At 72.3% G+C, this 25210-nt stretch carries 25 protein-coding genes; 14 read left to right on the top strand and 11 right to left on the bottom strand.

Annotated elements, in window-relative coordinates; all coding sequences use genetic code 11:
* Positions 1-146 precede the first annotated feature (146 nt).
* On the top strand, positions 147-2060 hold the full coding sequence (glmS, locus tag IF22_RS0108165; RefSeq protein ID WP_030330009.1) for a glutamine--fructose-6-phosphate transaminase (isomerizing): 1914 nt from the start codon (positions 147-149) through the stop codon (positions 2058-2060).
* Positions 2061-2063: 3 nt separating this feature from the next.
* Here glmS and IF22_RS0108170 read toward each other — a convergent pair whose 3' ends face one another.
* Both IF22_RS0108170 and IF22_RS0108175 read right to left on the bottom strand, forming a co-directional pair.
* Positions 2064-3656 (bottom strand): alpha/beta hydrolase, encoded by a 1593-nt coding sequence (locus IF22_RS0108170; protein WP_030330011.1) that lies wholly within the window; start codon positions 3654-3656, stop codon positions 2064-2066.
* Positions 3653-3949: a hypothetical protein gene (locus IF22_RS0108175; protein ID WP_030330013.1), complete on the bottom strand. Its 297-nt coding sequence runs from the start codon at positions 3947-3949 to the stop codon at positions 3653-3655. The genes IF22_RS0108170 and IF22_RS0108175 overlap by 4 nt, the downstream gene beginning before the upstream one ends.
* Before the next feature lie 174 nt (positions 3950-4123).
* Between IF22_RS0108175 and IF22_RS0108180 the strand changes: the two genes are divergently transcribed.
* From IF22_RS0108180 to ung, 6 genes are all read left to right on the top strand, one after another.
* A complete protein-coding gene (locus tag IF22_RS0108180; protein WP_030330015.1) occupies positions 4124-4492 on the top strand; it encodes a holo-ACP synthase in 369 nt (122 codons plus the stop codon).
* A 55-nt stretch (positions 4493-4547) separates the two neighbouring features.
* Positions 4548-6017 (top strand): NAD(P)H-hydrate dehydratase, encoded by a 1470-nt coding sequence (locus IF22_RS0108185; RefSeq protein WP_030330017.1) that lies wholly within the window; start codon positions 4548-4550, stop codon positions 6015-6017.
* Between the two features lie 89 nt (positions 6018-6106).
* On the top strand, positions 6107-7225 hold the full coding sequence (gene alr, locus IF22_RS0108190; protein ID WP_030330018.1) for an alanine racemase: 1119 nt from the start codon (positions 6107-6109) through the stop codon (positions 7223-7225).
* On the top strand, positions 7222-8325 hold the full coding sequence (locus IF22_RS0108195) for an alpha/beta fold hydrolase (RefSeq protein ID WP_030330019.1): 1104 nt from the start codon (positions 7222-7224) through the stop codon (positions 8323-8325). Before alr ends, IF22_RS0108195 begins: the two co-directional genes overlap by 4 nt.
* Entirely contained in the window at positions 8322-8804 is a 483-nt protein-coding gene (gene tsaE / locus IF22_RS0108200) for a tRNA (adenosine(37)-N6)-threonylcarbamoyltransferase complex ATPase subunit type 1 TsaE (protein ID WP_030330020.1), read from the top strand. The genes IF22_RS0108195 and tsaE overlap by 4 nt, the downstream gene beginning before the upstream one ends.
* Positions 8805-8869: 65 nt before the next feature.
* Positions 8870-9571, top strand: coding sequence for a uracil-DNA glycosylase (gene ung / locus IF22_RS0108205; RefSeq protein ID WP_030330021.1), 702 nt, complete (start codon positions 8870-8872; stop codon positions 9569-9571).
* A 40-nt stretch (positions 9572-9611) separates the two neighbouring features.
* Here the strand turns inward: ung and IF22_RS0108210 are convergent, their stop codons facing one another.
* Positions 9612-10316: a helix-turn-helix domain-containing protein gene (locus IF22_RS0108210; RefSeq protein ID WP_030330022.1), complete on the bottom strand. Its 705-nt coding sequence runs from the start codon at positions 10314-10316 to the stop codon at positions 9612-9614.
* Positions 10317-10707: 391 nt separating this feature from the next.
* Between IF22_RS0108210 and tsaB the strand changes: the two genes are divergently transcribed.
* Genes tsaB through IF22_RS0108230 form a run of 4 tightly spaced genes read left to right on the top strand, consistent with a single transcriptional unit; the run spans position 10708 to position 13172 of the window.
* Positions 10708-11385, top strand: a complete 678-nt coding sequence (gene tsaB, locus IF22_RS0108215; protein WP_030330023.1) for a tRNA (adenosine(37)-N6)-threonylcarbamoyltransferase complex dimerization subunit type 1 TsaB — start codon at positions 10708-10710, stop codon at positions 11383-11385.
* Entirely contained in the window at positions 11382-11864 is a 483-nt protein-coding gene (gene rimI, locus IF22_RS0108220) for a ribosomal protein S18-alanine N-acetyltransferase (protein ID WP_030330024.1), read from the top strand. Before tsaB ends, rimI begins: the two co-directional genes overlap by 4 nt.
* Positions 11857-12903 (top strand): tRNA (adenosine(37)-N6)-threonylcarbamoyltransferase complex transferase subunit TsaD, encoded by a 1047-nt coding sequence (tsaD, locus tag IF22_RS0108225; protein ID WP_030330026.1) that lies wholly within the window; start codon positions 11857-11859, stop codon positions 12901-12903. The genes rimI and tsaD overlap by 8 nt, the downstream gene beginning before the upstream one ends.
* Before the next feature lie 14 nt (positions 12904-12917).
* The gene (locus IF22_RS0108230) at positions 12918-13172 is read left to right on the top strand and encodes a hypothetical protein (protein ID WP_030330028.1); all 255 of its coding nucleotides are present in this window, start codon (positions 12918-12920) and stop codon (positions 13170-13172) included.
* Between the two features lie 32 nt (positions 13173-13204).
* On the opposite strand, the gene IF22_RS0108235 is transcribed toward IF22_RS0108230, so the two are convergent.
* From IF22_RS0108235 to IF22_RS0108270, 8 genes are all read right to left on the bottom strand, one after another.
* A complete protein-coding gene (locus IF22_RS0108235) occupies positions 13205-13945 on the bottom strand; it encodes a DUF4142 domain-containing protein (protein WP_030330030.1) in 741 nt (246 codons plus the stop codon).
* Positions 13946-14069: 124 nt separating this feature from the next.
* Positions 14070-14366: a DUF1707 SHOCT-like domain-containing protein gene (locus IF22_RS0108240; protein ID WP_030330032.1), complete on the bottom strand. Its 297-nt coding sequence runs from the start codon at positions 14364-14366 to the stop codon at positions 14070-14072.
* A 19-nt stretch (positions 14367-14385) separates the two neighbouring features.
* Complete coding sequence (locus tag IF22_RS0108245) at positions 14386-15567, bottom strand: ROK family protein (protein WP_030330034.1); 1182 nt, start codon at positions 15565-15567, stop codon at positions 14386-14388.
* 22 nt (positions 15568-15589) lie between these two features.
* The gene (locus IF22_RS0108250; RefSeq protein ID WP_030330036.1) at positions 15590-16852 is read right to left on the bottom strand and encodes a sugar ABC transporter permease; all 1263 of its coding nucleotides are present in this window, start codon (positions 16850-16852) and stop codon (positions 15590-15592) included.
* Complete coding sequence (locus tag IF22_RS0108255) at positions 16849-17667, bottom strand: ATP-binding cassette domain-containing protein (RefSeq protein ID WP_030330038.1); 819 nt, start codon at positions 17665-17667, stop codon at positions 16849-16851. Before IF22_RS0108255 ends, IF22_RS0108250 begins: the two co-directional genes overlap by 4 nt.
* 114 nt (positions 17668-17781) lie before the next feature.
* Complete coding sequence (locus tag IF22_RS0108260; protein WP_030330040.1) at positions 17782-18873, bottom strand: sugar ABC transporter substrate-binding protein; 1092 nt, start codon at positions 18871-18873, stop codon at positions 17782-17784.
* Positions 18874-19052: 179 nt separating this feature from the next.
* Positions 19053-19532 (bottom strand): Cys-tRNA(Pro) deacylase, encoded by a 480-nt coding sequence (gene ybaK, locus IF22_RS0108265; protein ID WP_030330042.1) that lies wholly within the window; start codon positions 19530-19532, stop codon positions 19053-19055.
* A 10-nt stretch (positions 19533-19542) separates the two neighbouring features.
* On the bottom strand, positions 19543-20739 hold the full coding sequence (locus IF22_RS0108270; protein ID WP_030330044.1) for a THUMP-like domain-containing protein: 1197 nt from the start codon (positions 20737-20739) through the stop codon (positions 19543-19545).
* Positions 20740-20998: 259 nt separating this feature from the next.
* Between IF22_RS0108270 and groES the strand changes: the two genes are divergently transcribed.
* From groES to IF22_RS0108285, 3 genes are all read left to right on the top strand, one after another.
* Positions 20999-21313 carry a co-chaperone GroES gene (gene groES / locus IF22_RS0108275; RefSeq protein ID WP_030330046.1) on the top strand — a complete coding sequence of 105 codons (315 nt, stop codon included), beginning with the start codon at positions 20999-21001 and terminating at the stop codon, positions 21311-21313.
* Between the two features lie 70 nt (positions 21314-21383).
* Complete coding sequence (gene groL, locus IF22_RS0108280; RefSeq protein ID WP_030330049.1) at positions 21384-23024, top strand: chaperonin GroEL; 1641 nt, start codon at positions 21384-21386, stop codon at positions 23022-23024.
* A gap of 134 nt (positions 23025-23158) precedes the next feature.
* A complete protein-coding gene (locus tag IF22_RS0108285) occupies positions 23159-24943 on the top strand; it encodes a molybdopterin-dependent oxidoreductase (RefSeq protein WP_030330051.1) in 1785 nt (594 codons plus the stop codon).
* Positions 24944-25210 lie beyond the last annotated feature (267 nt).

A 25210-nucleotide genomic window follows, 5' to 3' on the forward strand; every position in this document is an offset into this window, starting at 1 on the left:
GTGGGGGCGTCGGGCGCATCGCGGCACCTCAGGTCGGGTTTCCGCGTCGGTCGTCGTTGCCGCCTCGGCGGTTTGCTCAAACTTGATGTTCGTTTACCCGACTTTCGAGCACCCATCATGAGTGAAACTGGGTTAGGCTGCGGGCCATGTGTGGAATCGTGGGATACGCGGGCGCGCGCCCCGCACTCGGCATCGTCCTCGACGGGCTGCGGCGACTGGAGTATCGCGGCTACGACTCGGCGGGCGTGGCGATCGTCTGCGAAGACCGGCTGCTGACCGAGAAGAAGGCCGGCAAGCTGGCCAACCTGGAGAAGGTGCTCTCCGAGCGGGCCGCCGACGACCCGACCTCCTGCGCGGCCAGCCCGATCGGCATCGGTGACGGCACCACCGGCATCGGGCACACCCGGTGGGCCACCCACGGCGGCCCGACCGACCGCAACGCCCACCCACACGTCGCCCCGGACGGGCGGGTCGCGGTGATCCACAACGGCATCATCGAGAACTTCGCCAAGCTCCGCGCCGAGCTGGAGGCCGACGGCGTCCAGTTCACCAGCGACACCGACACCGAGTGCGCAGCGCACCTGCTCGCCGCCGCGCTGGCCGACCTGCGCGCCGCCGGCCAGCCGGACAGCCCGCAGCTGCTCGCCGCCGGCATGCGCGTGGTCTGCCAGCGACTGGAGGGCGCGTTCACCCTGCTCGCCGTCGACGCCGCCGTGCCCGGTGCGGTGGTCGGCGCCCGACGCAACTCGCCGCTGGTGGTTGGCCGCGGCGACGGGGAGAACTACCTGGCCAGCGACGTGGCCGCGTTCATCGAGCACACCCGGGAAGCGGTCGAGCTGGGCCAGGACCAGATCGTACTGATCACCGGTGACAGCATCGAGATCACCGACTTCGAGGGCCAGCCCGCCGCCGGCAAGGACTTTCACATCGACTGGGACTCCTCGGCCGCGGAGAAGGGCGGCTACGACTGGTTCATGCTCAAGGAGATCGAGGAGCAGCCGCAGGCCATCGCCGACACGCTGCTGGGCCGGCTCACCGAGACCGGTGAGATCGGCCTCGACGAGGTCCGCCTCAGCGACCAGGATCTGCGCGACGTCGACAAGATCTTCATCGTGGCCTGCGGCACGGCGTACCACGCCGGCATGGTCGCCAAGTACGCCATCGAGCACTGGACCCGGATCCCCTGTGAGGTGGAGCTGGCCAGCGAGTTCCGCTACCGCGACCCGGTCCTCGACCGGTCCACGCTGATCGTGGTGATCTCGCAGTCCGGCGAGACGATGGACACCCTGATGGCGCTGCGCCACGCCAAGGAGCAGAAGGCCCGGGTGCTGGCGATCTGCAACACCAACGGCTCGACCATCCCCCGCGAGTCCGACGCCGTGCTCTACACCCACGGTGGGCCGGAGATCGCCGTCGCCTCCACCAAGGCGTTCCTCACCCAGGTCGTCGCCTGCTACCTGATCGGCCTGCACCTGGCCCAGGTGCGCGGGATCAAGTTCGCCGACGAGGTGGGCGCGGTGGTCGCGCAGCTGCAGGAGATTCCCGGCAAGCTGCGGGAGCTGCTCGGCCGGATCGAACCCGTCCGCGAGCTGGCCCGGGACCTGAAGTCCGAGCCGACAGTGCTGTTCATCGGCCGGCACGTCGGCTACCCGGTGGCCCTGGAGGGTGCGCTGAAGCTCAAGGAGCTGGCGTACATGCACGCCGAGGGCTTCGCCGCCGGTGAGCTGAAGCACGGCCCGATCGCCCTGATCGACAAGGGCACCCCGGTGATCTGCGTGGTGCCCTCGCCGGTCGGCCGGGGCATGCTGCACGACAAGGTCGTCTCCAACATCCAGGAGGTCCGGGCTCGTGGCGCGCGGACCATCGTCATCGCGGAGGAAGGTGACGAGGCCGTCGTCCGGTACGCCGACCACCTGATCTACGTGCCGCGTACGCCCACCCTGCTGGCCCCGCTCGTCACCACCGTGCCGTTGCAGGTGCTCGCCGCCGAGATCGCCGCCGCCCGGGGGCACGACGTGGACCAGCCCCGCAACCTGGCCAAGTCGGTCACCGTCGAGTAGGCCTCAGCGGCCCAGCACGACCCGGGCCATCCCGTCCAGCGCGGGATTGCCCGGGTCCCAGTAACCGGTGTGACCGCCTCGCCCACTGCCGAAGACCCGGCCGCCGAACCCGGGATCCGACGGGTCGTGCCCGAACCACAGCTCGTGCCCGCTCTGCCCCAGCCAGCCCACCACGGCGGCCAGCGGCACCGTACGCAGCAGGGCCCTGCGGCCCAGCTCCTCCGGTGGTCGGGCCGCCCGGATCACGTCGTCGGGGGCGGTGCTCGCCCAGACCTCCCCGGCTGGCACGCCCAGCTCGCCGGCGTGCGACGCGCCGACACCGGGCGAGCCGACGAAGACCAGCGCGTCGGCGTCGAGCCCGTGCTCCCGGGCGGCCACACCCACCACCACCGACCCGTAGCTGTGCCCGAGCACCGTCTGCCGGGCCGGTGGCCCGTCGTGGCTGGCGCGCAGCCCCTCCTGGAAACGGTGCAACGCCCCGCCGGCGTCCCGGGCCTGACCCGTCGAGGCGGCCTCGTTCAGCAGGTCCGGGGCGTCGTAGTCCAACCAGAGCACCGCCGCGCTGCGCTCGCCCGGGGCGAGCGCGGCGCACCGCTCCAGCACCCGGGCCGCTCGCCCCAGCTCGCCGGCTGCGTCGTCCAGCCCGGCGGTCATCCCCGGCACGTGGGTCAACACCCGGTCGGCGTGGTCCGGGTCGCCGAGCGCCACCACCACCCGGCCCTCACCGCCCGGATCCAACCCGAGCAGGTACGCCCGTGGTGCCCCGCCGGAGGTCAACCGGTCGACCAGCGCGTCCAGGCCGGCCAGCCGCCCGGCCACCGCGTGCAGCCGCAACGACGCGAGCGGCCCCGGCGGCACCCGGGACAGCAGCCGTCGACGCTCGGCCAGCAACTCCGCTCGCCACCCGTCGAGCTGTAACCGGTTCGCCTGGTCGCGGGCGGCCACCGGCACCCCGTCCAACCGGCCGACCAGCGCCGGTTCGCGCCCGATCAGCCACCGTCGCTGGGCCGGGGTCAACCCGGACCACCAGGCGCTGACCAGCGCGGGCGCGGCACCGGGGGCCGGCCGGCCGGGAGGTGGCGGGGACGCCCAGCCGGTGCCGGCGGCCCGGGCCAGCTCGGCCAACCGAGCGGCGGCGACCCGGTCGGCAGTGGCCGCCCCGTCGAGCGCGCGGCGCAGGGCCGCGGCGACTCCGGCCGCTGCCACCCCGGCCCGCTCGGTGGGCTGGGCGCGGGCCGGATCGACCCGCACCCCACCCGAGCGGTCCACCAGCAGGCCGGCCGCGTCGGCCTGGGCGACCGCCTCGTTGAGCCGTGCCTTAGCCGCCGTCAGCCGACCGGCCAGCTCGGCCAGCACCTGGTCGGCCTCGATCAGCGCGGGTGCGATCGAGGCCAGCTCGGCACGCAGCACGGCGAGCCGATGGTCCGCCGCCGTTGCCGCCGCACCCGACCAACCGTCCCGCAACCGCCCGCCGGACGCGCGCAGCCCACCGACGTGCCGATCGAGCGGCCCGGTCAACCCCGCCCACGCTGCCCCGGCGGCCCACCACTCCCGCGGGTCGACAGCCCACAGTTGCCGGTAGCCGACGCCGCTCACCGGGGCACCGCGGCGAACCGGTCGGCGGCCCGCTCGTCCACCGTCTCGTACGCCTCGGCCGCCGCGCGGACCCCGCCGGAGGCCGCCGCGACCTGGGCGCCCAGCCGGCAGAACCAGGCGTGCCCGGCCGCCTCCAACGCGGCCAGCGCCGCGCCAGCTCGCCACTCGGGGGCCGCAACCACCAGCCCGGGCAACCCGGCGAGGCCCGCCGCCAACCGGTGCGCCTCGTCGTCGAGCAGGACGGCGACCGCCCGCAACTCCTCCGGCCGGACCGTGAACGGCTCGTCGGTCATGACCACACCCCCGTGGACGATCGGCATCGACGCGCTGACGTTAGGCGCGCACCACAGTTCGCGTGGTGCCCTGTGGACAGCCGGCGTCGAGGCGTACCCCGGGGTGTCCACAGGCGTTGCCCAGCGCGAGCCCGACGGCTAATCTGCGGCCTCGACCGCCGGTAGGGTGGTGTGGTGATCGTCGCTGTCGGCATCGACGTCGTGCTGGTCGAGCGGTTCGCCCGAGCCCTGGCCCGGACGCCGCAGCTGGCCGACCGGGTCTTCACCGAGGCCGAGCGGCACACCCGCTCCGGCAGCACGCGCTCGCCCGAGTCGCTCGCCGCCCGGTTCGCGGCCAAGGAGGCCGTGGCCAAGGCGCTCGGCGCTCCGGCCGGGCTGAGCTGGCACGACTGCGAAGTCGTGGCCGACCCGGACGGTCGCCCCTGGTTGGCCGTCTCCGGCACGGTCGCCGAGGCGGCCGACGCGCGGGGGATCAACCACTGGCATCTCTCGTTGTCGCACGACGGCGGGATCGCGTCGGCGATGGTGGTCGCGGAACGATGACGTCGGCCGGGAGGGCCGACCGGGCCCGCCCGCGAACGGAATGGGACACGGTGGCATGAGAGCGGTGTGGCGGGTGGCCGACGTACGGGCGGCCGAGGCGGGGCTGATGGGCACCCTGCCGGAGGGGACGCTGATGCAGCGGGCCGCCGCCGGCCTGGCCCGCCGGGCGGCGCTCGTGCTCACCGAGCGGGGCGGGGTCTACGGCGGCCGGGTGCTGCTGCTGGTCGGCTCCGGTGACAACGGTGGCGACGCGCTGTACGCGGGGGAGCGGTTGGCCCGCCGGGGTGTGCAGGTGTCCGCGATGCTGGTCACACCCGGGCGGGCGCACGCCGCCGGCCTGGCCGCGCTGCGCGCCGCTGGCGGACGGGTGGTGCCGGGTCCGGCCGGCCCGGTCGACCTGGTCCTCGACGGCATCGTCGGCATCGGTGGCACCGGTGGGCTACGGGCGAACGCGGACGAGATCGTCCAGCGCCTCGACGAACTGCGCGGACGAGACGGGGAGCGGGCCACGGTGCTGGCGGTCGACGTGCCCAGCGGCGTCGCTGTCGACACCGGTCACGTACCGCTGTCCGCGTCCGGCCGGCCCACAGCGGTGCGCGCCGACGTGACGGTGGCCTTCGGCGCGCTGAAACCCGCCCTGGTGGTCGGGCCGGCCGCCGCCCTGGCCGGGCAGGTCGAGCTGGTCGACATCGGGCTGCGGCCGTGGCTGCGCGGCACCCCGGCGCTGCGGGTCACCGAGTGGTCCGACCTGGTCGACTGGTGGCCCGAGCTGGGCCCCGCGTCGGAGAAGTACACCCGGGGCGTGGTGGGCGTCGCGACCGGCTCGGCGACCTACCCCGGCGCGGCGGTGCTCTCCGTGGGCGGCGCGCTGGCCGGCCCGACCGGGCTGGTCCGCTACGCCGGCAGCGCCCGCGCCGAGGTGCTGCACCAGCACCCCTCGGTGATCGCCAGTGAGCGGGTCGCCGACGCGGGCCGGGTGCAGGCCTGGGTCTGCGGCTCCGGGCTGGGCACCGGCGCCGACGCGGCCGCCGAGCTGCGTGCCGTGCTGGCCGCCCCGGTGCCGGTGGTGCTCGACGCCGACGCCCTGACCCTGCTGGTGGACGGCTCACTCGCCGACCGGCTGCGGGGTCGGGACGCGCCCATCGTGGTCACCCCGCATGATCGGGAGTTCACGCGCCTCTGCGGTGAGGAACCCGGTGCCGACCGGGTCGGCGCAACGCTGCGGCTGGCCGCCTGGATGAACGCGGTGGTGCTGCTCAAGGGTGACCGCACGGTGATCGGCACGCCGGACGGTCGGGCGTACGTCAACCCGACCGGCACTTCGGCGTTGGCCACCGGCGGCACCGGCGACGTGTTGGCCGGGTTGCTCGGCTCGCTGCTGGCGGCCGGGGTGCCCGCCGATCGGGCTGCGGCGGCGGCCGCGTACCTGCACGGGCTCGCCGGGCGGGAGGCGGCCCGGGGTGGGCCGGTGACCGCGCCCGACGTGGCCACCGCGTTGCGTCCGGTGTTGGCCCGGCTGGGCTGAACGGGCCGTTCCAGCCGTGCTGGGCGGATCGCCGCGCCGGGACGTGCGTCGCCGCCCGCCGTGATCACGGCGGAAAGTAGGCTGGGCACATGTGGCAGGCCGAGGTACGCGTCGATCTTGACGCCATCCGCGAGAACGTGGGCAGGCTCCGCTCCGGCACCACCGCCGAGTTGATGGCGGTGGTGAAGGCCGACGGGTACGGCCACGGCATGCTTCCGGCCGCCCGGGCGGCGCTCGACGGCGGCGCCGACTGGCTCGGCGTCTGCACCCTCGACGAGGCGCTCACCCTGCGCCGGGCCGGCGTGACAGTGCCGGTGCTGGCCTGGCTGCTCGCGCCCGGTTTGCCGCTGCACGAGGGGGTCAGCGCGGGGGTGGACCTCGGCGCGGCCAGCCTGGGTCAACTGGACGAGATGATCGACGCGAGTCGCCTCGCCGGGCGTCCCGCCCGCCTCCACCTCAAGATCGACACGGGGTTGTCCCGGGGCGGCGCGACAGTCGCCGACTGGCCGGCGCTGCTGGACGCCGCCGCGAAGGCGCAGGCCGACGGCCTGGTCGAGGTGGTCGGCGTGTGGAGCCACTTCGTGTACGCCGACTCGCCCGGCCATCCCACCACCGACCGCCAACTGGCCGTCTTCCACGAGGGGCTGGCCATGGTCGAGCGGGCCGGGCTGCGACCGCGCTGGCGGCACCTCGCCAACTCGGCTGCCACCCTCACCCGCCCGGACACCCACTTCGACCTGGTCCGTCCGGGCCTGGCCATCTACGGGCTCTCCCCGGTGGCCGGCGAGACGTACGGGTTGCGGCCGGCGATGAGCGCCCGCGCCCGGGTGATGCTCACCAAACGGGTGCCCGCCGGCACCGGCATCTCCTACGGGCACGCCTACACGACGCAAGCCGACGCGAACCTGGCCGTGGTGCCGCTCGGGTACGCCGACGGGGTCCCCCGGCACGCGTCCAACACCGGTCCGGTGCAGCTCGGCGGCGTACGCCGGACGATCTCGGGGCGGGTCTGCATGGACCAGTTCGTGCTCGACTGCGGCGACGACCCGGTGGCCGACGGCGACGTGGCGACGCTCTTCGGCAGCGGCGTCGACGGCGAGCCGACCGCTGACGACTGGGCCGAGGCGGTCGGCACCATCAACTACGAGATCGTCACCCGGTTCGGCGGCACACGGGTGCCCCGCGTCTACGACGGCGAACGGCCATGAGCTACCGCATCCCACGACCCCGCACGGCAGCTGGTCGGGTCGCGGGGATCGTCGGCGCGGCGGTGGGCGTGGCCGCGGCGGGGCTGGCGGCCGGGGTGGCGACCGAGCGGACCCTGGTCCGCCGGCTCAAGGCCGACCCGGCCGACCGCTACGCGCACGAGACGTTCGACGAGCAGCGGTACGACGAGGCGTTCCGGCTGGAGTTGCCGGACGGCACCGACATCCACGTCGAGGTGGTCGAGCCGACCCGGCCGGTGCCGGGGCGCCCGACGGTGGTGCTGGTGCACGGCTTCTGCCTGGACATGGGCACGTTCCACTTCCAGCGTCAGATGCTCGCCGCCCGCGGTGACTACCGGATCGTGGCGTACGACCAGCCCGGTCACGGCCGGTCCGGCCGGTTGGAGACCGGGGAGTACGACCTCACGGTGCTCGGCCGGACGCTGCGCCAGGTGATCGACCGGACCGCCCCGGACGGGCCGCTGGTGCTGGTCGGCCACTCGATGGGCGGCATGACCATCATGGCGTTCGCCGAGTTGTTCCCGGAGCTGTTCGGCGACCGGGTGGTGGGGACCGTTCTGATGGCCACGTCGGGCGGGCTCATCGCGGAGACCAAGCTGGTAGCTCCCGCGCTGCTCGGCCGGGTCGGTGGCCCGGTGCTCTACATGGTCAGCAACGCCACCCGCTACGGCGGGCCGGTGATCGACAAGGCCCGCAAGTCCACCTCGAACGTGGCCTGGCTGTTGACCCGCAAGTACGGCTTCGGCACCCGCAAGCCCAGCCCGTCGCTGGTGTCCTACGTGGAGGCGATGAACTCCCGGACGTCGGCCGACACGGTGACCCGCTACCTGCGGACCCTGGCGACCCACTCGCGCTTCCCGGCGCTGGCGGCGCTGGCGGCGACTCCGGTGCTGGTGGTGGTCGGCGACAAGGACATGATCACTCCGGTGACCCACTCCGAGGAGATCGTCCGCCGGTTGCCGCACGCCGAGTTCGTGAAGATCAAGGACAGCGGTCACGTGGTGATGTTGGAGCACGCGGACGAGGTCAACGCCGCCCTGGCGCGGTTTTTGGAGTCATTGCAGAGCGGGGAGGAACGGTGAGTCACGTCGTCAAGCTGCCGGCTGTCGAGGACACCCGGGATTTCGGCCGACGGCTGGCCGGGCTGCTGCGCGCCGGCGACCTGGTGCTGCTGACCGGCCCGTTGGGTGCCGGCAAGACCGCGCTCACCCAGGGCATCGGCGCCGGGCTCGGTGTCCTCGGGGACATCACGTCGCCGACCTTCGTGATCGCCCGGGTGCACCGACCCGATCCGGCCCGGGGCGGTCGGGTGGCACTGGTGCACGCCGACGCGTACCGGTTGGGTGACGCCACCGATCCGCGCGCCGAGATCGACGACCTGGACCTCGACGCGTCGGTGGACGACTCGGTGACCGTGGTGGAGTGGGGCGAGGGCCTGGTGGAGCAGTTGGTGGACGCGCACCTGCGGGTTCGCATCGACCGCCGCGACGACGACACCCGCATCGTGGAGCTGGACCCGGTCGGCGGCGACTGGGCCCGGCGGCTCGCCGATCTGGGCTAGCTCGGCGGCTGTCGTACCCGATGCCTAGAGTGCGGGGGTCCGACCCGCGCTGTGAGAGGTTCCTGATGCCCGACGACGCTCCCGCCCTGGATCTGCTGGCCCTGCTGCCGGAGCAGTGGCGTGCCGTGCTCACCCCGCACCTCGACCCGGCCCGCACCGCCGCGCTGGGCGAGTTCGTCGCCCGGGAGTACGCGACGCAGACCGTCTTCCCGCCGCTGGAGGACCTGTTCTCGGCCTACCGGCTCTGCCCGCCGCAGGGCACCCGGGTGCTGATCCTGGGGCAGGATCCCTACCACCGGGCCGGGCAGGCACACGGGTTGAGCTTCAGCGTCCGTGACGGGGTGACGGTTCCGCCGTCGTTGCGCAACGTCTTCAAGGAGTTGGGCGAGGACGTGGGTGTTCCCAAGCCGCGTGGCGGCAACCTCAACGGTTGGGCCGCGCAGGGTGTGCTGCTGCTCAACGCGGTGCTGACCGTCCGGCAGGCCACCCCTGGCTCGCACGCCAACGCCGGGTGGGAAGAGTTCACCGACGCGACGATCCGTGCGCTGGACGCGGCACCGGAGCGGGTGGTCTTCCTGCTCTGGGGTGGCTACGCCCGTAAGAAGGCCGCGCTGGTCACCAATCCGCAGCACGTGGTGCTGGAGGCGGGCCACCCCAGCCCGATGAACCCGCGTGGCTTCCTGGGCAGCCGTCCGTTCAGCGCCGCCAACAAGGCGCTCGCCGACGCCGGCCTGCCCACCATCGACTGGGAGCGCACCGCCGGCTGACCGGTGACTCGGCCGGCGGCTGGTTCGGCCGGCAGTTGGCTCAGCCGTCGCTGGCCAACTGCCGGCGCCGGTAGCGGCGTAACAGTTCGGCGGAGCGTGGCTCGCTCAGCTCCAGTTCGACGAGCGGCACCACCCGGTAACTCCGCCCGCCGTGGCATACCTCGATGGTCTCGGGCAGTTCGTCGCACATCGTGGCCCTGACCTCCCCGTAGCGGGTCGACCACAGGTGTTCGCCCGGCTCCTCGGGCTCCAACCACACTCCGCCGAACTCACCCCAGCGGGCGTTCCACCGCTGGCCGTAGTTCGCCTCCAGCCACCGGGTGAACGCTTTGGCGTCCTGCCAGCGCAGGGCGATCTCCAGTGCGTCGACCGGCACCGGCGCGCCCTGTAGCAACGCCGCGGTGCACCCGGTGATCACCTGCGGGAAGTCGGTGAGTCGATCCAGTAGCCGATTCAGCCCCAACCCGTCGATCCGCTCGGCGATCGGCCGGGCGGCCAGGTCGTCGATCTGGGCGTCGAGGTGCGCGTCCAACGGCTCGACCCCGACCACCAACTGCACGTCCATCGCGGCAAGCAACCGCTCCAGCACCGCGATGCTGGGCGCTCGCTTGCCGCGTTCGAGCCGGGCCACCACCGCCTGGTCGACCTCAGCGAGCGCGGCCAACTGACGCTGGCTCAGATCGCGCAGATGTCGTTGCTGCCGCACGGCAGTGCCGAGAAGGGTGGCAAGGCGAGTCGATGACATCCCGGCATGGTGGGCCGCGGGCGAGATGCCCGCGATCCCGGTACGGCAGATCGGCGGCTAACGGCCGATCTGACGCCGAGAATCGCCGAGCTCATGGGCAGGCTCGCGGGATGGCGGGCTTCACTTCATTGAGCGTGATGTCTGTGCGTCATCACGATGACTCACAGACATCACGCTCAATAGCGGATGTGGCTCCAGCGCTCGTCCGTAAGTAACTACGCGGTGGGCCCGACCGCCGGACGGGCTACGGCGGCGGGCAGCGCGAGCGGGGCGAGCGGGCCGGGGCGAGGGCCGAAGGCGGGCGGTGAGGCGAGGGCGGGGCGAGGGCCGAAGGCGGTGGCGGGGCGGGGCGTGACCGGGGCGCGGGGCGGGGCGGCTAGGCTGGCTTACCGTGCTCGTACTCGTGGTGGACAGCTCGACGCCCGCGGTCACCGCGGCGCTGGTGGAGGTCTCGGCAGACGGCGTGGCGTCGCGGGCGCAGCGGTGCACCGTCGATGCCCGCGCGCACGGTGAGCTGCTCGCGCCCCAGGTGGACGCGGTCCTCGCCGACGCCGACGCGCGTCCGCGTGACCTGACCGCCATCGTCGCCGGGCTCGGCCCGGGACCGTTCACCGGGCTGCGGGTCGGGCTGGTCACCGCCGCGACCATGGGTCAGGTGCTCGGCATCCCCACGTACGGTGTCTGTTCGTTGGACGCCATCGGCTACCCGGCGGCGTCCGGCGCGCCCGTCCTGGCGGGCAGCGATGCGCGGCGCAAGGAGCTCTACTGGGCCGTCTACGACGGCGCCGGTCAGCGGATCGTCGGGCCTGAGGTGTCCGCACCGGCGGTCGCCGCCGCGCGCGCCCGCGAACTGGGCGCGACGATCGCTGTCGGTGACGGGGCGCACCGGTACGCCGAGGTCCTGGACCTGCCCGTCCGGGTCGAGCCGCGCTACCCGGATGCGACAGTGCTGGCGCTGCTCGCCGCCGAGCGGATCCGGGCGGGCGCGCCCAGCGAGCGGCTCACTCCGCTCTACCTGCGCCGCCCCGACGCGGTGGCGGCGACCGGCCGCAAACCGGTCCTGCCATGACGGCGGTACGGCTCGAACCGTTCCGCTGGTGGCACATCGACGACGTGCTGCCGATCGAGGCGGACCTCTTCGGCGCCGAGCAGTGGTCGCCCGCCATGTTCTGGAGCGAACTCGCCAACGGCCACCACTACCGGGTCGCCGTCGACCCGGATGGTTCGGTGCTCGGCTACGCCGGACTCGCCGGCGTACCCCCGGACGAGGTCTGGGTGCAGAACATCGCCGTGCGCCGGGACGCCCAGCGGCGCGGTGTGGGCCGCGCCCTGCTGGAGGAGTTGCTCGCCGAGGCGGCCCGGCGCGACGCCCGCAGCGCCCTGTTGGAGGTCGCCGTGGACAACGCCGCGGCACAGCGGCTCTACGCGACGTACGGGTTCGAGCCGATCGGGGTGCGCCGCGGCTACTACCAACCAAGCAACACCGACGCGCTGGTCATGCGGCGCGACGCCGAGCTGACCGGGGACGGACCACGCGACCATGGCTGACGAACCACTGATCCTGGGTATCGAGACCTCCTGCGACGAGACCGGCGTCGGCATCGTGCGGGGACACACCCTGCTGGCCGACGCGCTCGCCTCCAGCGTCGAGGAACACGCCCGGTTCGGCGGTGTGGTGCCGGAGGTGGCCAGCCGGGCACACCTGGAGGCCATCGTGCCGACCATGGACCGGGCACTGACCGAGGCCGGCGTGACGCTTGCCGACATCGACGCGATCGCCGTCACCTCCGGGCCGGGACTGGCCGGCGCGCTGCTGGTCGGTGTCGCCGCCGCCAAGGGGTACGCGCTCGCCGCCGAGAAACCCGTCTACGGCGTCAACCATCTCGCCGCGCACGTCGCGGTGGACACCCTTGAGCACGGCCCGCTGCCCGAGCCCGCCATCGCGCTGCTGGTGTCCGGCGGCCACTCGTCCCTCCTGCTCGTCGACGACCTGGCCCGGGGTGTCACCCCGCTGGGCGCCACCATCGACGACGCGGCCGGCGAGGCGTTCGACAAGGTCGCCCGGCTGCTCGGGTTGCCGTTCCCGGGCGGTCCCCCCATCGACCGGGAGGCCCGGGCCGGCGACGCCGCCTCGATCGCCTTCCCCCGGGGCCTGACCGCCGCCAAGGACCTCGCCGCCCACCGGTACGACTTCTCGTTCTCCGGTCTGAAGACGGCGGTGGCCCGGTGGGTCGAGGCCCGTCAGCGCGCCGGCGAGCCGGTGCCGGTGGCCGACGTGGCCGCGTCCTTCCAGGAGGCGGTCTGCGACGTCCTCACCAGCAAGGCGCTCGCCGCCTGCCGCGCCCAGGGCATCGAGACCCTGGTCATCGGCGGGGGAGTGGCGGCGAACTCCCGGCTGCGGGCGATGGCCGAGCAGCGGGCCGAGAAGTACGGCATCCAGGTCCGGGTGCCCCGGCCGAAGCTGTGCACCGACAACGGTGCGATGGTGGCCGCGCTCGGTTCGCACCTGGTCGCCGCCGGGGTCGCGCCGAGCAGACTGGACCTGCCGGCCGATTCGGCGCTGCCGCTGACCACAGTCAGCGTGTGACGGGAGCGGCGGACATGATCGTGCGGATGTGGGAGGCGCGCGCCGAGGCGTACGGCGTCGCCGACCTGATCACCTGGGTGTGCGACACCGCCCTGCCCGAGGTGGAGCACGACCCGCTCCACGTCTCCAGCGAGGTCTTCTCCTCCACCGACCACCGCGTGGTGGTCATCTCCAAGTGGCGCAGCAACCCTCGCCCGCTGCCGGACCCGCCCGCCCTGCTGGTGGCCCGCGCCCCGCACTCCTGGGACTTCACCCAGGTAGACCGCTGACGCGAGCCACCAACCGCCGCCACCGCTGACCGTCAGTTGCGGCGCAACATCCGGTACGTGGCGATTCCGCCAGTGCCCAGCGCGGCGAGGAAGACCAGCCAGACGACGGTGCTGCTGACCCCGACCTGCGGGCCGGTGTTTGCGGAGGCGGCGGCCAGCAGCCCGTCCTCACCCGGGGCGGGCAGCGCGGCCGGCGGCAGCTCCGGCCAGCGGACCAGGCCGGTGCTCTCCAGCATCTGCATGTGGTGCTGGACGAATCCGTTGGCGTCCTCGCAGAGCTTGCGGACCGTGGCGTCCCGGGTGCTGGCCCGGACCGCCCCGATCACCGGGAAGATCTTGCCGTGGGCGACCCGGAGCCGGGTGACGAAGATCTGGTCGAAGCGGGCGCCGGACGCCTTCTGCATCTCCGCCAGCCAGCCCTTCTGCTCGGCCGTCGGCTCGGAGGGGATGGTCGCGCCGAGTTTGTTGGCCGCCTCCACGACGAGTTCGTCGAGCTTCTGGTGCTCGTTCGCGATGCCGGCGCCGATCTCCCGGACCTTCGCCGACTGTCCCTTCTCGGCGGCCATCTGGCCGGCTGGCATCTCCCACAGTCCGGCCAGCCGTACCCCGTTGAGCAGTGTCATGTCGGCGGCGTTGAGCTGTTGACCACCGGCGGGCGCGGCGACGGCCACTCCGGGCAGGACACCGACCCCCGCGATGATCGCGATGAGCAGCAACGCCGCTCGGTGGGTCCGATTGCCCAGTCGGCGATGGGCGGATCTGAGCGGTGCCATGTCTGTGGTGCCTCCTCGGTCCGGACCGGATCGCGTCTGGACCGGGCAGCCGTACCTGCCGGTTGCCCGTCCGCCCACTGGTACGGACTGATCGCGCGATCAGTTCACCGTCGGGCGGCCCGGATCAGCGGGTGACGGCGAGCAGGCCGCCGAGCAGCAGCAGGGTGAGCGCCGCGGCGGCGAAGACCATCAGCAACTCCTGACGCCCGCGCCCGACCGAGTCGGCGTCGACGACCGGGTCCGGCAGGGCCGGTAGGTCGCGGGTCAGCGCGGCCAGGTCGCCGAGGGTGCGCGCGGTCCACACCGCACCGGCCCGCTCGGAGAACTCGTCCAAGGTCAGCCGGCCCGCCGCGGTGTGTTGGTGCAGCGCGGCGACCACCCGGTTGCGGTCGTCGTCGGAGGCGCGCAGCTCGACATCCACGCCGGACAGCGTACGCGGATCAGCCCACGTCGAGGGGGTCCGCGAGGAGCCGTTCGAAGGCCAGCTCGGCGGCGCCGATCAGGGGCGCGTCAGCGCCCAGTTTCGGGGTGCGCAGCCGGACGTGTTCCAGGCAGGCGCCGAGCGCGTTGGAGTTGAGCCGACTGCGGATCTGGGCCGCCGCCGCGAGGTAGAGGTCACGCATGGTCCCACCGAAGATGACCATCTCGGGGTTGAAGATGTTCACCAGGTTGGCCACCCCGAAGCCGAGCCAGTCGCCGGCCTGACGGACCGCCGTCTGGGCCCGGGCGTCTCCCCGGTCGGCCGCGTCGAAGACCTCCAACAGTGCGTCGCGGCCCCGGGCGTCGGAGCGTCCGGCGGCGTGCAGGAGGCCGTGCTCACCGATCTCGGTCTCCCAGCAGCCCCGGGAGCCGCACTCACACGGCCTGCCGTCGCGGACCACCTTCATGTGGCCGACCTCGCCGCCGTATCCACCGTGGCCGGTCAGTCGACGTCCACCGGCGATGATGCCGGCCCCCACGCCGACGTCGCCGTACAGGTAGAGGACGTTGTCGCAACCCGCCGCCACACCCCGGGCGTGCTCGGCGAACGCGGCGACGTCGGCGACGTTGCCCACGGTGATCGGCACAGCGATGCCCAACTCGTCGGCGAGAGCCGCGCCGATCGGCTCGTCCACCCAACCGGTGGTGGGGCCGAGCCGGACCAGACCGTCGTCCCGGCGGACCATGCCGCAGACGGCGACGCCGGCACCGACGCAGATCGCGTCCGCCGGAACCGTCTGCTGCATCTCCTTGACCGCGCCGGCCAGCAGCGGCGCGGCCTCCGCGGCCAGCAGGCCGCGTGGCCGGTCCAGATCCCGGCGGTCCAGGACCGCGCCGCCCAGCCCGATCCGGGCCGCGCGCAGGCGGTCCACCTCCACCGAGTACGCGTACGCGTAGACCCGGGCCGACTCGGGCCGGACGACGAGTGACGGTCGTCCGGCCCGGCCGGTTTCCTTCGGTGCCCCTTCGCTGACCAGCCCCACTGCGGACAGGTCGGCGGTGAGCGCGCCGATGGTGCTGCGGTTGAGGCCCAGCGTGGTGGTCAGTTCGGCGCGGGTGGTCGCCCCGTGGACGTGCACGTGCCGCAGCAGGGCACCGAGGTTCTGCCGTCGGACGTCATCCTGGCTTGGTCCTGGGCGCATGCTGGTGCTACCTCCCGCGCGGTCAGCGGGTGCCGGTGGCTGCCGCGCGGCGGCGGGAGAGCGCGTCGACGCTGGCCGCGAGCAGCAGCACGACGCCGGTGACCACGTACTTGACTCCCGCGCTGTACCCCATCAGGCCCATTCCGTTTTCGATGACCGCGACCACCGCGCCGCCGAGTACGGCGTCGAGGACGCGGCCCTTGCCACCGAAGAGGCTGGTGCCGCCGATCACCGCCGCGCCGACCGCGTAGAGCAGTACGTTACTGCCCCCGGTGTTCGGGTCGACCGAGTTGGCCCGGCTGGCCGCCACGATGCCACCGATGGCGGCCATCGACGAGCAGATCATGAAGACCGAGATCCGGATCCGGTCGACCTCGATGCCGGCCCGCCGGGCGGCTTCCCGGTTGCCACCCACGGCGTAGATGTGCCGGCCGTAGCTGGTGCGTTGCAACACGAAGGTCCCGATGACCAGCAGCACCGCGATGACCGGCACCACGATCGGCACGCCCTTGAGTGAGCTGATCAGGACGTTGCGGCTGCGCTCCAGGTTGAGCACGTACACGGCGGTGCCGAGGATGACGGCGAGCCCGCCGATCCGCAGCGCCACCACAGCGATCGGGTCGGTGATCAGACCGCGGGCCACCCGGGTGCGGTGACGCAGCAGTTGCACCGCCGCGTAGCCGACGACCGCGACGGCGGTCAGCGCCCAGCCCACCGTGGGGGCGAGGTTGCGGTTGGCGATGGCGACCAGCACCTCGTCGCGGACGGAGATGTTGGTGCCCTCCTTGACGAGCAGCAGCACGACGCCCTGGAAGGCGAGGAAACCGGCGAGGGTGACCACGAAGGACGGAATGCCGATCTTCGCGACCAGCATGCCGAGCGTGGTGCCGATGACCACGCCGGTGGCGATCGCGGCGAGCACGGCGACCCACCAGGGGTAGCCGAGCACGGTGACCACATTGGCCAGTACCGCCGCGCAGACGCCGCTGGCGAAGCCGGCGGAGAGGTCGATCTCGCCGAGCAGCAGCACGAAGACCAGACCCATCGCGATCAGCGTGACCGCCGCGCCCTGGGTGAAGAGGTTGGCGAAGTTGCCGGCGGACAGGAACGACGACGGCCGCATGATGGCGAAGACGGTGCAGAGCACGATCAGGCCGAGCACGGCCGGCAGCGCGCCGACGTCGCCACCGCGTACCCGACTCAGGTAGGTGCGGGCGTGGCCTCCGACGGTCGGCGGGGGTGTGACGGCGGCGGGGCCGTCCTTCCGCACGGCGGTGGTGGTCATCGGACGCCTCCTGAGATCGAGTCGGCCGGCTGCGGGCCGTCGCCGTTGCTGCCCGGGTCGGTGGCGAGGCCGAGCCCGCCCGAGCGCCCGGCGGTGATCAGCTCGACCACCTGGGCGTGGGTGATGTCGGTGGTCTTCACCTGGGCGACCATCTGGCCGAGGTACAGCGCGGCGATCCGGTCGGAGACGGCGAAGACGTCGTTCATGTTGTGCGAGATGAGCACCACGGCCAGGCCGTTGTCGGCGAGGCGGCGGACCAGTTCGAGCACCTGGGCGGTCTGTGCCACGCCGAGCGCCGCGGTGGGCTCGTCCAGGATGACCAGCTTGCTGTTCCAGAGCACCGCCTTGGCGATGGCCACGGTCTGGCGCTGACCGCCGGAGAGGCTGGAGACGTGCTGGCGAAGTGACGTGACGGTGCGGATGGAGAGCCCCGCCAGCGTTTCGGCGGCGAGCTGTTCCATGGTCGGCTCGTCCAGGACGATGCCGCTGCGCTTCTCCCGGCCGAGGAACATGTTCTGCACGATGTCCAGGTTGTCGCAGAGCGCGAGGTCCTGGTAGACGACCTCGATGCCGAGCGTGGCGGCGTCGCGGGGGCTGCCGATGTGTACCGGTTCACCGTTGAACAGGAACTCTCCGGCGTCGATGGGGTGGATGCCGCTGATGCACTTCACCAGGGTCGACTTGCCGGCGCCGTTGTCGCCGACCAGTGCGGTCACTTCGCCCGGGTGGACGGTCAGGGCGACGTCGCGGAGCACCTGGACGGGACCGAAGCTCTTGTCGATCCCGCGGAGTTCCAGCAGGGGAGTCGCGGACACGGGGGTCTCCTTCTTAAGGGAGGGTCGGGGCCCGTCCGGCGGGCGCCGCCCGGCACGGGAGGGTGCTCCCGTGCCGGGCGGCGATGGTCGTCCCGGCGGGTACTGCGGCGTCTGTCAGCTGATGCCGGCGTCGGCGCAGAGCTTGGCGTACGCCCCGGCGCAGACCTCTTCCTTGGTCACGTAGCCGTCGGCGATGACGTCCTTGACGTTCTCCTTGTAGATGGCCTTCGGGGTGAGCAGCACCGACGGGACGTCGCGGCCACCCTCCGGGTCCTTCACCGTCTGCCCGGTGTCCTTCTTCTCGCCCTTGGCGAGCGCGATGGCGAGGTCGGAGGCGGCCTTGGCCTCTTCCCGAACCGCCTTGTAGACGGTCATGCACTGGTCACCGACGAGGATGTTCTGCAGGCCCTCGGTGCTGGCGTCCTGCCCGGTCACCGGCACCTTGCCGTTGAGCTTGTTCTTCTTGAGGATCGAGATGGCCGCGTTGCCGAGACCGTCGTTGGCGGCCAGCACACCGTCGATCTTGCCGTTGGCCTTGGTCAGCTGCTGCTCGAAGATCGTCGCGGCCTGCGCGTTGTCCCACGCCGGCACCGCGTCCTCGGGGCCCTTGACGTACTCCTTGGAGTCGAACTTCGGCTTGAGCACCGAGTCGTAGCCGGCCTTGAACAGGGTGGCGTTGTTGTCGGTGGGGGAGCCGTTCAGGTACGACACGACGGGGTTCTTGACGCCCTTGTCGGTCAGGCACTTCGACAGGCCCTCGCCCTGGAGCTTGCCGACGGTCTCGTTGTCGAAGCTGACGTAGTACTGGGCGGAGCCGCCGAGGGTGAGCCGGTCGTAGTCGATGGTGGCGACGCCCTGCGACTTGGCCTTGTCCAGCACTGCCTTGCCGGTGCCGGAGTCCAGGTTGACGATCATCAGGGCGGTGACGCCACTGGTGATCATCTGATCGGCGATGGTCTGGAAGGCGGTCTTGTCGTTCTGGGCGTTCTGAATGTCGTACTGGACGCCGGCGGCCTTGAACGCCTCCTCCAGGAACCGACGGTCCGCGGTCTCCCAGCGGGCCGAGGACTTGCTGTCCGGGAGGATCACGCCGATCTTGGGGGTCTTGGCGGCGGCGCCGCCGTCGCCGGAGTCGTCGCTGCAAGCGGTCAAGCCGCCGGTCGTGAGCAGGCCCACGGCGGCGATGGTGAGGATCCCCTTACGCATGTGCAGGGTCCTTTCGGAGGTGGGGGAGGTGTTGTTTTGTTGTGTCCGGCAACGTATTTCGCGTCACACCGGCTACACAAGACCGCGCAGGTGCCTAGTTTGTTGGGAGCGATAACAATTCAGCAACGCGACTGTTACTCCGCGGGTATCCCACGGGGAGAGCGACGTAACGACTGTCGTCAGCTGCTCTGCAACACCGCGGTACGGGCGTCGGTCAGCGCCACCAGATCCGCCGCTGCCAGTTCGAGTTGTAGTCCGCGCCGACCAGCCGAGACGTAGATCGTCGGCAGTTGCAGCGCGGCCTCGTCCAGCACCGTGGGCAACCGCCGACGCTGCCCGAGCGGGCTGATCCCACCGCGTACGTAGCCGGTTGCACGCTCGGCGACCGCCCGATCCGCCAGCACCGCCCGCTTGCCGCCGACCGCCGCCGCGAGCGCCTTGAGATCCAGCTCCCCGGTCACCGGCACGACCGCCACGGTGAGCGCCCCGTCGACAGCGGTCACCAGCGACTTGAACACCCGCTCCGGCGCCACGCCGAGCGCCACCGCCACCAGCGCGCCGTAGTTCGGGGCGTCCGGCGACACCCGGTACGGATGGGTGCGATGCGCGATCCCGCGCTTGACCAACAGTGCCGTCGCCGGCGTGCCCTGTCCCGCCACGGCGACGACGTTAGTGGACCGGCCGGCCGATGAGCACCGTCGGTGCGCCGTCGACCCGGGTGAGCACCAGACTCGCCGCCTCGTCCCCGGCCAGCCGCAGGTCCTTGCGGAGCTGCTCCGGGACGAGCGCCGAACCCCGCTTGAGGATCTCCACGCGGCCCACCCGCCGGTCCCGCAGCAGCGCCCGCAGGCGCTTGAGCGAGAACGGCAACACGTCGGTGATCTCCAGACAGCGCGCGTACGGGGTGCGGGTCGGCTGGTCGGCGTACAGGTAGGCGATGCTCGGATCGGCCAGGTTGGCGTCCAGCTCGGTGGCCAGTTCGGCGACGAGATGCGCGCGCACCACCGCCGGCTCCGGGTCGTACAGGTAGCGGCGTACCGGCCCGACCGGCGCCTCGGAGGCACCCGAGCCGGTGAGCTGGGCACGGTGGATCTCGCTGCCCCGCTGCCGGTAGAGGGTGGCGCGGCGGGGCACCTCCGCCAGCTCACCGCACCAGAGCGCCGCCTCGACCAGGTCACCGTCGACGCCGACCCACTCGGCCTCCGCCCCGGCCGGGATGAGCCCGTGGTCCAGGCCCGGCGCCACCTTCACCACAGTGCGCGGCACCCGCTCGGCCAGCCCGGTCACGAAGTCCCACGGCGGCGAGTAGGCGCGCGGGTCGAAGATCCGCCGCCCGGTGCCGCTCGTGCGGCGGGCCGGGTCGCAGAAAACGCCGTCGACCCCTGACACGTCGAACCCGGTCGCGTCGCCGCACTCGACGGTGAACAGCTCGGCCAGGCCGGCCGCCGTGGCGTTGGCGGCGGCCATCGCGGCGGTCACCGGGTCGGCCTCCACCCCGTACACCCGGATGCCGGCACGGGCGGCGGCCAGCGCGTCGGCCCCCAGCCCGCAGCCGAGGTCGGCCAGGGTGCGCACGCCCGCCGCGGACAACCGGGCCGCCCGACGGTCGGCGACCACCCGGCGGGTGGCCTGCTCCAGGCCGGGGCGGGTGAGGAACATCCCAGCGGCGGCCGAGCCGAACTTGCCGACCGCCCGGTGGCGCAGCTCGGCCTGGGTGAGGGCCGCCGCGGCCAGCGTGGGCGGCACCCCGGCCGCCCGCAGCGCCGAGGCCGCGGCCAGCGGGTCACCGCCGGCCAGCCCGGCCGCCGCGGTGAGCGCGGCCGACCCCTCAGGGGTACGCAGCGCCGCCAGCTGATCGAGATCCACCCGGTCATTGTCCCGGCCGAGCCGGAAATCCTGGCTGGCGGGGCGCGACGCGCTGGCACTCTCCTTGACGGAGTGCTAGCCACGGAATAACCTGCGATTAGCACTCTCACCCTGAGGGTGCCAGCTTCCGGGTCTCGCGACCCGGGTGCGCACGCCAGGCGGACCGGCACCCGCGACGACGGCACCGCCCGGTGGCATGAGGCAGATTGACGCTGGCCAGCCCCGCTGGTCAGCAACGAAACCAGTACCCCAGGAGGGTATGCCCGTGACTACCGCGACCAAGGTTGCGATCAAGCCGCTCGAGGACCGCATCGTGGTCCAGGCGAACGAGGCTGAGACCACCACGGCGTCGGGCATCGTGATCCCCGACACCGCCAAGGAGAAGCCGCAGGAGGGCACCGTCCTCGCTGTGGGCCCGGGGCGCGTCGACGACAACGGCAACCGGGTTCCGGTTGACGTTCAGGTCGGCGACACCGTCCTCTACTCGAAGTACGGCGGCACCGAGGTCAAGTACGCCGGCGAGGAGTACCTGGTGCTCTCCGCCCGCGACGTCCTCGCGGTCATCGAGAAGTAAGCAACCGATCAGTGCCACTGCCCCGGTCCGGCTCGCCGGGCCGGGGCAATGGCGCTTCGAAGGGACATTAATGGCGAAGATCCTGAGCTTCTCGGACGACGCCCGGCACCTGCTGGAGCACGGTGTCAACGCCCTCGCGGACGCGGTCAAGGTCACCCTCGGCCCGCGCGGGCGCAACGTCGTCCTGGACAAGAAATTCGGTGCGCCGACGATCACCAACGATGGTGTGACCATCGCCAAGGAGATCGAGCTCACCAACCCGTACGAGAACCTTGGCGCGCAGCTGGTCAAGGAGGTGGCGACCAAGACCAACGACGTCGCCGGCGACGGGACCACCACCGCGACCGTGCTGGCCCAGGCCATGGTCCGGGAGGGTCTGCGCAACGTGACCGCCGGGACCAACCCGGCCGGCCTCAAGCGGGGCATCGACGCGGCGGCCACCAAGGTCTCCGAGGCGCTGCTCGGCAAGGCTGCCGAGGTCACCAGCAAGGAGTCGATCGCGAACGTGGCGACGATCTCCGCGCAGGACTCCACGATCGGCGATCTGATCGCCGAGGCGATGGAGCGCGTCGGCCGCGACGGTGTCATCACCGTCGAGGAAGGCTCGATGCTCACCACCGAACTGGACGTGACCGAGGGTCTCCAGTTCGACAAGGGCTTCATCTCGCCGAACTTCGTCACCGACCTGGAGAGCCAGGAGTCCGTCCTCGAGGACGCGTACATCCTGGTCACCACCCAGAAGATCTCGGCGATCGAGGAGCTGCTGCCGCTGCTGGAGAAGGTCCTGCAGAACAGCAAGCCCCTGCTGATCATCGCCGAGGACGTGGACGGCCAGGCGCTCTCCACCCTGGTGGTCAACTCGCTGCGCAAGACCCTCAAGGTCTGCGCGGTCAAGGCCCCGGGCTTCGGTGACCGGCGCAAGGCGATGCTCCAGGACATCGCGATCTCCACGGGCGCCGAGCTGGTCGCCTCGGAGCTGGGCTACAAGCTCGACCAGGTCGGCCTGGAGGTGCTCGGCACCGCCCGGCGCGTCGTGGTCGACAAGGAGAACACCACGATCGTCGACGGCGGTGGCCAGAAGGCCGACGTCGCCGACCGGGTGTCCCAGATCCGCAAGGAGATCGAGGCCTCCGACTCCGAGTGGGACCGGGAGAAGCTGGCCGAGCGGCTGGCGAAGCTCTCCGGTGGCATCGCCGTCATCAAGGCCGGCGCGGCGACCGAGGTCGAGATGAAGGAGCGCAAGCACCGCATCGAGGACGCCATCGCGGCGACCAAGGCAGCGGTCGAGGAGGGCACTGTGCCCGGCGGCGGCGCCGCCCTGGTGCAGATCCTCTCGGTGCTCGACGACGACCTGGGCTTCACCGGTGACGAGAAGGTCGGCGTCTCGGTCGTGCGCAAGGCGCTCGTCGAGCCGCTGCGCTGGATCGCCCAGAACGCCGGTCACGACGGCTACGTCGTGACGCAGAAGGTCGCCGACCTCAGCTGGGGCAACGGCCTCGACGCCGCCAAGGGCGAGTACGTCGACCTGGTCAAGGCCGGCATCATCGACCCGGTGAAGGTGACCCGCAACGCGGTCACCAACGCCGCCTCGATCGCCGGTCTGCTGCTCACCACGGAGAGCCTCGTGGTGGAGAAGCCGGAGCAGGCCGAACCGGCCGCCGCCGGCGGGCACGGCCACGGTCACGGCCACCAGCACGGCCCGGGCTTCTGAGCCGGTAGCGACACCCGTTCCGGGGCGCACCGCCGTACGGCGGTGCGCCCCGGCCCGTATCCGTCGGCTGGCAGGTCATTACCGAACGCTGACGTTGTTGGCGACCGGCCGAGATGATCGCGCACACTGGGCCGATGAGCACCACGTCACGGCGGTACGCCGCGCTGGCCGGAATCACCGCCGCCGCCGTCGCGATCGGGATCGCCGAACCGGTAGCGGTGCTGACCGGCCCCCGGTCGGCACCCCTGGTCGCGGTCGGCGGGGTCATCGTCGACGCCGTCCCCGAGTCACTCAAGCAACTCGCCATCGACCTCTTCGGCACCGCCGACAAGATCGCGCTGCTGGTCGGCACCGCCGTGTTGCTGGGCGGCTTCGCCGCGCTCCTCGGCGTACTGGCGGTTCGTCGGCTGGCACTCGGCCTGGCAGGCATCGGCGCGTTCGGCGCCATCGGCGTCGCCGCCGCGTTGACCCGCTCCGGCGCGGATCTCGCCGACGCACTGCCGTCAGTGATCGGCGCGGGTCTCGGCGCCCTGGTGCTCTGGTTGTTCATCGCCGGCCCGTTCGAACTGAACCCCTGGCCCTGGTCACCACCCACGCCGACCGTGCGGTCCGCCGGCCCGGCGCCGTCCAACGGTCCTGTGCCGCCTGCCGGTGCGGCGCGGCCTGACGGTGCGGTGCCGCCTGCCGGGCCTGTGTCGTCCACCGGCCCGGGGTCGGAGTCGCGGGACGAGCTGCCGACGGGAGCCTCCTCAGCATCCGAGCGTCGGCCGGTGTCTCCGGCCGCGCCGGTGCCGGTGCCTTCGACGGGGCCGACGCCGGCGGTTGAGCCGGTTGGGCCCGCCGAGGTGGACCCGGAGTCGCGGCGGCGATTCCTCACCGGCAGCGGGGTGCTGCTCGGAACGGCAGTGGTGGCCGGTCTCGGCGGGCGTTGGCTGGCGGGTCGGCGCGGCGTGTCCGCAGCCCGGGACGCGATCCGCCTGCCCGCGCCGGTCGCCCCCGCACCGGCCGTGCCGGCAGGTGCGAACCTCTCGCTGGCCCAACTGGCGCCGTACGTCACCCCGAACTTCGGGTTCTACCGGATCGACACCGCGCTGGTGGTGCCCCAGGTCGACCCGGACACCTGGCGGCTGCGGATCCACGGACGGGTCGGTAAGGAGCGCACCTACAGTTACGCGGACCTGCTGGCCCGACCGCTGGTCGAGCGGTACGTCACCCTGGCCTGCGTCTCCAACGAGGTGGGCGGGGACCTGATCGGCAATGCCCGCTGGCTCGGCGTACCCCTGCGGGAACTGCTGGACGAGGTCGAACCCGACGACGACGCCGACCAGGTCGTCGGCCGGTCTGTCGACGGCTGGACCTGCGGCACCCCCACCGCCGCACTGCGCGACGGACGGGACGCGCTGCTGGCCGTCGGAATGAACGGCGAGCCGCTGCCGGTCGAGCACGGCTTCCCGGTCCGGATGGTGGTGCCGGGCCTCTACGGCTACGTGTCGGCCTGCAAATGGGTGACCGAACTTGAGCTGACCCGGTTCGCCGACTTCGACGCGTACTGGGTGCCGCGCGGATGGTCCCGCGAGGGGCCGATCAAGACCCAGTCGCGGATCGACACGCCCCGCAGACGCAACCGGCTGACCGCCGGGCCGGTGACCGTCGCCGGGGTGGCCTGGGCGCAGCACCGAGGCATCCGCCGAGTCGAGGTACGCGTCGACGACGGCCAGTGGCAGGAGGCCACGCTGGCCCCCACCGTGTCGGTGGACACCTGGGTCCAGTGGTCCTGGCGCTGGGACGCCACACCGGGCGAACACCGGCTCCAGGTCCGAGCGACAGACGCGACCGGTGAAACCCAAACCGACCGTACCCAGGGCGTCGTCCCGGACGGCGCCACCGGCTGGCATACCGTCACCGTCACCGTCCGCTGACCCCGACACACCACGGCCCCTCCGGTCGACAGCGGGGAGGGCCCCACCTGACCGCGGGGTCCGTGGGTGATCTACCGCGGCTGCCTACCGACCTGGCTTGTGGTCCCGTGCCTGTCCTTCGGCGCGGCCGGCGGCTGATGGACCGCCGACGCGCGGACCCGTACGTGCAGATCTTGGACAGTTTCCGTTCTGTGCTAACGGAAACTGTCCAAGATCTGGAAAACGCACGCCGCTTGATGACGCCATCCGCCTCCGCCGAGGAGCCCT

It is taken from the genome of Micromonospora parva (assembly GCF_000718515.1).
Classification (GTDB): domain Bacteria; phylum Actinomycetota; class Actinomycetes; order Mycobacteriales; family Micromonosporaceae; genus Micromonospora; species Micromonospora parva.